Origin of the sequence: Kitasatospora sp. NPDC059817, assembly GCF_042731835.1 — a bacterium.
Classification (GTDB): domain Bacteria; phylum Actinomycetota; class Actinomycetes; order Streptomycetales; family Streptomycetaceae; genus Kitasatospora.
This window is the reverse complement of the sequence record NZ_JBHWIR010000229.1, coordinates 1-9089: the sequence shown is the minus strand read 5'-3', so window position 1 is coordinate 9089 and position 9089 is coordinate 1. Positions and strand designations below refer to the sequence as shown.

Below are 9089 nucleotides of genomic sequence, written 5' to 3'. Positions count from 1 at the left end.
GGGGGGGGGGCGGGGGGGCGCCCCCGGGCGCGCCGCCCGCCCACCCCGCCCCCCCCGGCGCGCGCCCCGGGCGGGCGCGGGGGGCCCCCCGGCCCCGCGGGGGGGCGGCGGACCGTCCGGCACGACCTGATGGCCGGGCGGCCCGACCTCTCGCTCTTCCCCCGCACCGCCTGGCTCGCCGCCGCCCGCCGGGCCCTCGCCACCGCGCCGCACGAGGCCTTCGGCTACGGCAGCCCGTTCGGCCGGATCGAGCTGCGGCGGGCGCTCACCGACTACCTGGCGCGGGTCCGCGGCGTCCGCACCGACCCCGACCACCTGCTGATCTGCACCGGTGTCTCCCAGGGCCTTGGCCTGCTCTGTGCCGCCCTGCGGGAGCGCGGGGACCGTGCCCTCGCGGTCGAGGAGTACGGGCTGCCGCCGCAGCACGCCGTCGCCCGGGCGGCGGGGCTGGCCACCGTCCCGGTGCCGCTGGACGAGGCGGGCGCCCGGGTCGAGCGGCTCGACGGCCGGTGCGGGGCCGTCCTGCTCACCCCCGCGCACCAGTTCCCCACCGGTGCGCCGCTGGCCGCCGACCGGCGGGCCGCCGCCGTGCGCTGGGCGCGCGAGCGGGACGGGTACGTCGTCGAGGACGACTACGACGGCGAGTTCCGCTACGACCGGCAGCCGGTCGGCGCGATGCAGGCGCTCGACCCGGAGCGGGTGGTGTACGCCGGGACGGCCGCCAAGAGCCTCGCGCCGGGCCTGCGGCTGGCCTGGCTTGCCCTGCCGGACGCGCTGGTCGAGCCGGTGGCCCGGTTGAAGAGACTGGCCGACACGATGTCCCCGGTGCTCGACCAGCTGACCCTCGCCGAGCTGATCACCTCCGGGACGTACGACCGGCACGTCCGCCGCAGCCGGCTGCACTACCGGCGCCGGCGGGACCAGTTGGTCGCCGCGCTCGCCGAGCACGCCCCGCGCGTGCGGGTCACCGGGATCGCCGCCGGGCTGCACGCCGTTCTCCAACTGCCGCCCGGTTCCGCGTCCGAGGCGGAGCTGCTGGCCCGGGCCGAGGCCGCCGGCCTGGCCGTCGAAGGGCTGTCCTGGCACCTCGCCGACCGGTCGGCCGCCGACCCGGACGCCGCCCCCGCTCTGGTGATCGGCTACGCGTCCCCGCCCGAGCACGCCTTCCCGGCGGCGCTGGACGCCCTCTGCGAGCTGCTGCGCGAGCGGTGAGGGCCGCGACCGCCCCGGTGGACTACTTGTTGCGGTTGCCCAGTTCGAACAGCAGCATGATGAAGCCGGCGACGGCGTGGATGCCGGCGGTGTAGATCACCAGGCGGACCCCGACCCGGCGGTTGGCCGAGATGCCAGCGTCGACGGTCAGCGGGGCGGGGGTCGGAGCGGCCGGGGCGGTGGCCGCGGCGGCCTGGTCGGGGCTGGCGGGATCGGCCATGAGGGATCTCCTCCAAGGGTTCTGACGTCGGGTCAGTGGGTTGCTGCGGGGCCGCCGAGGCAGAGTTCGCCGCCGGGGCTCTGCAGCAGGGTGTGGACGAAGAGCAGTTCGACGCCGTCCGGCGCGTCGGCGGCGATGCAGTGCGGGGTGAGCGAGTCGAAGTGGGCGGAGTCGCCGACGTCGAGGCGGTGGACGCGGTCGCCGAGGGTCAGCTTGAGCCGGCCCTGTAGGACGTACAGCCACTCCTCGCCGGGGTGGACCCGCACCACCGTGTCCTGCACGCCCGGGGGCACGTGGACGCGCAGCGCCTGCATGGCCCGGCCGGGGGCGCCGGCCCGGCGGTAGCCCCAGCCGCCGGCGCGGCCGGGTTCGATGGCGCCGCCGCGCACGACCGGGTCGGGTTCGGCCATGGTCTCGCCGAGCAGGCCGGAGACGGAGGTGCCGTAGGCGCGGGCGAGGCCGAGCAGGACGGGGAGGGAGGGCTGGCGGCGGCCGGTCTCCAGCCGGGACAGATAGGCTGGGGAGAGCCCGACCCTGGCGGAGGCCACTTCGAGGGTCAGGCGGCTGCTGAGCCGGTGTTCCCGGAGGCGGGCGGCGAGGCCGACCACTTCCTGGTCGTCGAGCCGGTCTTCCGGGGCGGCGTCCCCGGTCGGGCTGGTGGTCATGTGACCAGTGGACACCCGCCGTGCCGCTCGGGCAAGAATTTTGCCTCAGAGGCAAGAGGGCCCGGAGTCCCCCTTCTCGGCTAGGTCCTGTCCGGTCGCGGGATGTTGCGCAGGTTGCTGCGGGCCAGGTCGATCATGCGCCCGACCCCGCCGGAGAGCACCGTCCGCCCGGCCGCCAGCGCGAAGCCCTTCAGCTGGGCCGCCGTGATGTACGGCGGGATGGACAGCGCGTTGGGGTCGGTGACCACGTCCACCAGGGCGGGGCCGGGCCGCTCCAGCGCCTCCGCCAGCACCTCCCGGACCCTCGCCGGCTCGGTGACCCGCTTGGCCGGGATGCCCATCGCCCGCGCGATCCCCGCGTAGTCGACGTCCCCGTTGTCGATCTCGTACTCCGGGTAGCCCGAGACCAGCATCTCCAGCTTGATCATGCCGAGCGCCCCGTTGTTGAAGACGACGGTCTTCACCGGCAGCCGGTGCTTGGCCACCGTCAGCAGTTCGCCGAGCAGCATGCCGATCCCGCCGTCGCCGGCCATCGCGATCACCTGCCGCCCGGGGCAGGCCAGTTGGGCGCCGATGGCGTGCGGCAGGGCGTTGGCCATCGAGCCGTGCAGGAAGGAGCCGATCACCCGGCGGCGGCCGTTCGGCTGGAGGTAGCGGGCGGCCCAGACGTTGTTCATGCCGGTGTCCACGGTGAACACCGCGTCGTCGGCGGCCACCTCGTCGAGCACCGAGGCGACGTACTCGGGGTGGATCGGCAGGTGCTTCTCGATGTCCCGGGTGTAGGCGCCGACCACGTCCTCCAGCGAACGGCAGTGCTTGCGCAGCATCCCGTCGAGGAAGGCGCGGTCGCGCTTGGCGTCCAGCAGCGGCAGGACGGCCCGCAGGGTGGCGGCGACATCGCCGTGGACGGCCAGTTCGAGCGCGGTGCGGCGGCCCAGCCGGGTGGCGTCGTGGTCGACCTGGACGGTGTGCGCCTGCGGCAGGAAGGAGTCGTACGGGAAGTCGGTGCCGAGCAGCAGCACCAGGTCGGCGGAGTGCAGCGCCTCGTGGCAGGCGCCGTAGCCGAGCAGGCCGCTCATGCCGACGTCGTACGGGTTGTCGTACTGGATCCACTCCTTGCCGCGCAGGGAGTGCCCGACCGGCGCGTTCAGGGCCCGGGCCGCCTCCATCACCTCGCCGTGCGCCCCGCGCACCCCCGCACCGCAGAACAGGGCGACCTTGCGGGCCGCGTTGAGCAGCCGGGCCAGCTCCTGCACCTGGGACCACGGCGGCGCGGCGACGGCCTGCTCGGTGAGGAAGTGGCTGGTCCCGGTGGGCCCGGCGGCGGGGAGCGCGGCGACGTCCCCGGGGAAGGCCAGCACCGAGACGCCGTGCGAGCCGAGCGCGTGCTGGATGGCGATCCGCATCAACCGGGGCAGCTGGGCGGGGGTGGAGAGCATCTCGCACCAGGAGCTGCAGTCGGTGAACACCCGCTCGGGGTGGGTCTCCTGGAAGAAGCCGGTGCCGATCTGCCCGGACGGGATGTGCGAGGCGAGCGCCAGCACCGGCAGGCCGCTGCGCTGGGCGTCGTACAGGCCCTGGACGAGGTGGGTGTTGCCGGGGCCGCAGGAGCCGGCGCAGACCGCGAGCCGGCCGCTGAGCTCGGCCTCGGCGGCCGCCGCGAAGGCGCCCGCCTCCTCGTTGCGCACGTGCACCCAGCTGATGCCGTCGGTCCGCCGGATCGCGTCCACGACCGGGTTGAGGCTGTCTCCGACCACGCCGTAGACCCGCTCGACCCCGGCCTGCCGGAGCACCTCCACCATCTGTTCGGCCACGCTCGCCACGGGTGCTCTCCAATCACCGGCCGCCCGCTGCCGCAGGACACCTGCACCCTCCGACGGCCGGGCCCGCCCCGCACCCGGAGCGGGCCCGAACAGGTGAACGACAGGCCGGCGCGGCTACTCCGCCGCCAGGTGGTCCTGCTGCCCGAGCTTGCCGCTGACCAGGCCCGCCTGCGCCTGCCGCCGGGCGGGCTCGCGGCCGGGCGGCTGGCCGCACCGCTCCTGGGCCGGCGGCGCGGTGGTCGGCAGGGTGACCGGCTGCCCGGCCTTCACCTGCACCGGCTCGCCGTCGTGCCACAGGTGCAGCACCTCGCCGCGGCGCAGCGCGTACGTCGTCCCCTCGTGGGTGATCTGGACGCCCAGCAACTGCCCGCGGACCATCAGCGAGAACCCGAGCCTCATCAGCCCGCCCGGCAGCCGGGGCCGGAAGGACAGCGAGTCGCTGTGGTCGCGCAGCCCCCCGAAGCCCGCCACCAGGGCGATGCAGGCGCCCGCGAGCGAGGCCATGTGCAGGCCGTCGCGGGTGTTGCCGCCGAGGTCGTGCAGGTCCATCAGCGCCGCCTCGGCCGTGTAGTCGTACGCGAGGTCGAGCTGGCCGACCTCGGCGGCGATCACCGCCTGGGTGCACGCGGAGAGCGAGGAGTCGCGGACGGTGAGCCGCTCGTAGTAGGCGAAGTTGCGGGCCTTCTGCTCGTCGGTGAACGCGTCGCCGCGGACCTGCATGGCGAGCACCAGGTCGGCCTGCTTGACCACCTGCTTGCGGTACAGGTCGAAGTACGGGTAGTGCAGCAGCAGCGGGTACTTCTCGGGCGGGGTGTGCTCGAAGTCCCAGACCTGGTGGTGGGTGAAGCCGTCAGCCTGCGGGTGCACGCCGAGGTCCTCGTCGTACGGGATGTACATCGCGGCCGCGGCGTCCCGCCAGGCGGCGGTCTCCTCGGTGTCGACGCCGAGTTCGGCGGCCTCGTGCGAGTGACGGGCGGCGGCCTCCGCGGCGGCGCGCAGGTTCGTCTGCGCCATCAGGTTGGTGAACACGTTGTTGTCGGCGACGGCGCTGTACTCGTCCGGGCCGGTGACGCCCTCGATGCGGAACTTCCCCGAGACGTCGTGGTGGCCGAGCGAGCGCCACATCCGGGCGGTCTCCACGAGCAGTTCGAGCCCGTACGCGCGCTCGAACTCGGCGTCCCCGGTGGCCCGGACGTAGCGGGCGACGGCGGCGGCGATGTCGGCGCCGATGTGGAAGGCTGCGGTACCGGCCGGCCAGTACCCGGAGCACTCCTCGCCGCGGATGGTCCGCCAGGGGAACACCGCTCCGGCCAGGCCGAGTTGGGCGGCCCGCTCGCGGGCCAGCGGCAGCGTGGTGTGCCGCCAGCGCAGCGCCTGGTTGACGGCCCCGGGCAGGCAGTAGGTGAGCACCGGCAGGACGAAGGTCTCGGTGTCCCAGAAGCTGTGCCCGTCGTAGCCCGGGCCGGTCAACCCCTTGGCGGGGATGGCCCGTTCCTCGCTGCGGGCGCCGGCCTGGAGGACGTGGAAGACGGCGAACCGGACGGCCTGCTGGAGTTCGACGTCGCCTTCGATCTCGACGTCGCTGGTCTCCCAGAACTCCTTGAGGTAGTCGGCCTGTTCGGCGGCCAGACCGTCCCAGCCGGTGTACCTGGCGGCGGTCAGCGCGGCCTCCACCTGGTCCCGGACGGCGGGCAGCGAGCGCGTCCCCGACCAGCCGTAGGCCATGAACTTGACCAGCCGCAGCCGCTGTCCGGGCCGGAGCACGGTGGTGACGCTGATCCGGCAGTGGTCGGCCTCGGCCTCGGCGACGGTTTCGAGCTCCTCCGGGCCCTCGATCACGTGGTCCATCCCGGCGGCGACCCGGATCGCGCTGTAGCGGGTGCGGTGCACCAGGACGGCCTTGGTGCCGCTCGCGTGGTGCACCTCGGGCTGCAACGGCGCCTCCAGCACGGCGGAGGCCCGCGGATCGCCCTCGGGGCCGCCGGGCAGCTGCTCGTTGGCGACCAGCTCGGACTGGAGCACGATCCGCACCGGCCCGTCCACCGCCTCGACGCTGTACTCGACCGCGGCGACCGCGCGCTGGGTGAGCGAGACCAGCCGGGAGGAGCGCACCCGGATGGTCCGGCCGGCCGGGGAGGTCCACTCGGCCTCGCGGTGCAGCATCCCCTCCCGGAAGTCCAACCAGCGCTTGTGGCGGATGAGTTCGCCGTAGCGCAGGTCGAAGGGCTCGTCGTCGACCAACAGCCGGATGATCTTGCCGTTGGTCACGTTGATGACGCTCTGGCTGGACTCCGGGTAGCCGTAGCCGCCCTCGCCGTACGGCAGCGGGCGGAGCTCGAAGACACCGTTCAGGTAGGTGCCGGGGAGGCCGTGCGGCTCGCCCTCGTCCAGGTTGGCGCGCAGGCCGATGTGGCCGTTGGAGAGCGCGAACAGCGACTCGGCGCGGGCCATCGCGGTCAGGTCCAGGCCCTGCTCGGCGATCAGCCAGGGGTCGACGGAGAAGTTGTCCAAGCCACTCATGCGACTACCCCGCTCCACTCACTCATGCCTGCTCCTCCAGCAGTTCGGCGAGGTCGTCGACGACCACGGTCGCGCCGTCCCGGCGCAGTTCGGCGGCCTGCCCGGTGCGGTTGACCCCGACCACGGCCCCGAAGCCGCCCGCCCGGCCGGAGGCCACCCCGGCGAGCGCGTCCTCGAAGACGGCGGCGTGCGCGGGCTCGACGCCGAGCGTGCGGGCGGCGTACAGGTAGGTATCGGGGGCGGGCTTGCCGGGCAGGCCCTCGCGCTGGGCGACGACGCCGTCCACGATCACGTCGAACAGCCCCTCGATGCCCGCCGCCCGCAGCACGTCCCGGCAGTTGGCGCTGGAGGACACCACGGCGCTGGGCAGCCCGAGCGCGCGCAGCCGGTGCACGTACGCGACCGAGCCGTCGTACGGCTGGACGCCCTGCTCGCGGATCAGCCGCAGGACGGTGTCGTTCTTGGCCCGGCTGATCCCGTGCACGGTAGGGGTGTTGGGCGGATCGGCGTCGGTGCCCTCGGGCAGGTCGACACCCCGGCTGTGCAGGAACGCCCGGGTGCCGTCCAGTCTCGGGCGGCCGTCCACGTAGGTGTCGTAGTCGGTGACGGCGTCGAAGGGGACGAACTGCCCGCCGGTGCGGGCGGCTTCGGCGCGCAGGAAGGAGTCGAAGGTGTCCTTCCAGGCCGCGGCGTGCACTTTGGCGGTCTGGGTGAGGACCCCGTCGAGGTCGAAGAGGAAAGCGCGGATGTCGTCCGGTAGCCCCAGCATGGGTGCAGTCTTACCCGGGAACGCGGGGAAGCCGCCCATTTCCCGGCGGCGCGTCGCGGGAAGGGCGGCTTCCGGTTGCCCGGGTGCTCGTGGGTGGCCGGGTGGGCTCGTGGGTGCCCGGCGCCGGCACGGCGGGGGTGCCCGGCTGCTGTTACGGCGAGTCTGGCATCTGCGCCTCGGCGGCCTCCGCCACCGCGAACACCGCGCCCTGCGGGTCCTGGACGACCGCCATCCGGCCGGACTGCATGTCGAACGGCGGCTGGATCACCGAGCCGCCCGCCTTGACCAGGGCGTCCACGGTGGAGTCGGTGTCGTCCACCGAGAAGTAGGCCATCCAGTGCGAGGGCGTGCCCGCCCCCAGGTACTTGGGGATCGGCTGCATGCCGCCCACCGTACGGTCGCCGGCGTTGAGCGAGAAGTACCCCTCCATGCCCTGGATGGTCGCCGGGCGCAGCCCGAGCGCCGGGAGGTAGAAGCGGCCGGCCGCGTCGGTGTCGGCGGTGTTGAGCTCGTTCCAGACCAGTGCGCCGGGCTCGTTGACCACGCCCGCGCCGATGAAGTCCATCGCCTGCCAGACGCCGAACACCGCGCCGGTCGGGTCGGCGGCGACCAGCATCCGGCCGATCACGCCGACGTCCATCGCCGGGTAGAGGATCGTGCCGCCGTGCTCGGCGATGGCGGCCCCGCTCACGTCGGCGTCGTCCGAGGCCAGGTAGGTGGTCCAGGCGACGGGCGGCAGCGGCTGGCCCTCGGGCGCGGACCGCGCCATGATCCCGGCGACCGGTCGGTCGTTGAGCATGCACACGGCGTAGCCGCCGAACTCGGCCGGGCCGACCTCGCCCTGCCAGCCGAACAGGTCGCGGTAGAAGTCGAGCGCGGCCTGCTGGTCGCTCGCCATCAGGTCGATCCAGCACGGGGTGCCGGGCTTGTACGGAGCGGTGACTACGGGCATTGCTGGGCCTCCCGAAGGCAGTGGTCGCCGGCGTGGTCGTCGGGGCGGGCGGGTCCCGGCCGCCCGGTGCCGGGCTGCCGGTGCCGGCCGTCAGCGCGAACGGCGGGTACACCGCCCACCATCGGCCCGGCGCCGCGATCCCGCCACCGGACGGCGCCCTGGCGGGCGATCGGACGGGCCCGGGGCCGTTCGGCCGCCGGCGGGCCGTTCGCGCGGTGTCGTGCCGCTCACGCCGCCGTAGGGGCCGTTCACGCGGCGTCGTGCCGCTGGGCCGTGACGAAGTACGGCTGCACCTTGCCGCTCTGCGCGTAGTCCTTGAGCCGGACCAGCAGTTCGGCCCAGGTGCCGGCGACCAGCGGGACGCCGTCCTCGCTGCCCGGCTGCCAGCCGCCGTGCCGGAACAGCAGCCGGGTGCGGCCGGGCTCGTCGGGCTGGTCGGCGAGGTCCCAGCTGATCCAGGTGCCGGCCCAGTGCGGCGGGAAGGCCCCGGCGTTGGCCCACACCACCCGGTCCAGGTCGGCCCGCTCGCGGCGCAGCCGGAACGGCTCGGGGACGCCGGGGAAGTCGAACAGCAGGACGTCGCCCTCCCGGTCCACGCCGGTGGTCCACCAGCTGGTCAGCCCGCCGTGCGTGTTGAGCGCGGCGAGGACGACGGCCCGGGGTGCGGCGATGTCGAACTGGAGGGCGATCTCGGGCATGGGGGTCCGCCTTTCGGTGCGCGCCCCCCTTGTCCGTGGGCCGGGTCCGGTGTGCCGGGGTCCCGCGCGTCGGGCCCCCGTCCCTCAGGTCGCCCGGGCCGGGCGCCTCCCCGGTTTCTCCGGCCACCATGGCACGACCCCCGGGCCCGCGCGCCCTGGACGGCGCGCCCCCCCCGGGGGGGCGCCCCCCCCGCGGGGGGGTGGGGATTTAAAAAAAAACAGCCCCCAAG

At 74.4% G+C, this 9089-nt stretch carries 8 protein-coding genes; 1 reads left to right on the top strand and 7 read right to left on the bottom strand.

Going from position 1 to position 9089, the window contains the following annotated elements; translation table 11 throughout:
* The coding region (locus tag ACFV61_RS31465; protein WP_380495308.1) for a PLP-dependent aminotransferase family protein at window positions 1-1212 on the top strand (1212 nt) is incomplete at its 5' end.
* Between the two features lie 22 nt (window positions 1213-1234).
* Here the strand turns inward: ACFV61_RS31465 and ACFV61_RS31460 are convergent.
* The 7 genes from ACFV61_RS31460 to ACFV61_RS31430 all read right to left on the bottom strand — a co-directional run bounded on the left by ACFV61_RS31460 (window position 1235) and on the right by ACFV61_RS31430 (window position 8859).
* Window positions 1235-1432 (bottom strand): DUF6126 family protein, encoded by a 198-nt coding sequence (locus ACFV61_RS31460; protein WP_380495306.1) that lies wholly within the window; start codon window positions 1430-1432, stop codon window positions 1235-1237.
* A 32-nt stretch (window positions 1433-1464) separates the two neighbouring features.
* Complete coding sequence (locus tag ACFV61_RS31455) at window positions 1465-2097, bottom strand: helix-turn-helix domain-containing protein (RefSeq protein ID WP_063348316.1); 633 nt, start codon at window positions 2095-2097, stop codon at window positions 1465-1467.
* Between the two features lie 80 nt (window positions 2098-2177).
* The gene (locus tag ACFV61_RS31450) at window positions 2178-3920 is read right to left on the bottom strand and encodes a pyruvate dehydrogenase (RefSeq protein WP_380495304.1); all 1743 of its coding nucleotides are present in this window, start codon (window positions 3918-3920) and stop codon (window positions 2178-2180) included.
* 114 nt (window positions 3921-4034) lie between these two features.
* Window positions 4035-6440: a glycoside hydrolase family 65 protein gene (locus ACFV61_RS31445; protein WP_380374884.1), complete on the bottom strand. Its 2406-nt coding sequence runs from the start codon at window positions 6438-6440 to the stop codon at window positions 4035-4037.
* Window positions 6441-6462: 22 nt separating this feature from the next.
* Complete coding sequence (locus ACFV61_RS31440; RefSeq protein ID WP_063348318.1) at window positions 6463-7209, bottom strand: HAD family phosphatase; 747 nt, start codon at window positions 7207-7209, stop codon at window positions 6463-6465.
* Window positions 7210-7360: 151 nt separating this feature from the next.
* Window positions 7361-8161, bottom strand: a complete 801-nt coding sequence (locus tag ACFV61_RS31435; RefSeq protein ID WP_350880560.1) for a VOC family protein — start codon at window positions 8159-8161, stop codon at window positions 7361-7363.
* Between the two features lie 248 nt (window positions 8162-8409).
* Window positions 8410-8859 carry an SRPBCC domain-containing protein gene (locus ACFV61_RS31430; RefSeq protein WP_363376841.1) on the bottom strand — a complete coding sequence of 150 codons (450 nt, stop codon included), beginning with the start codon at window positions 8857-8859 and terminating at the stop codon, window positions 8410-8412.
* Window positions 8860-9089: the final 230 nt, after the last annotated feature.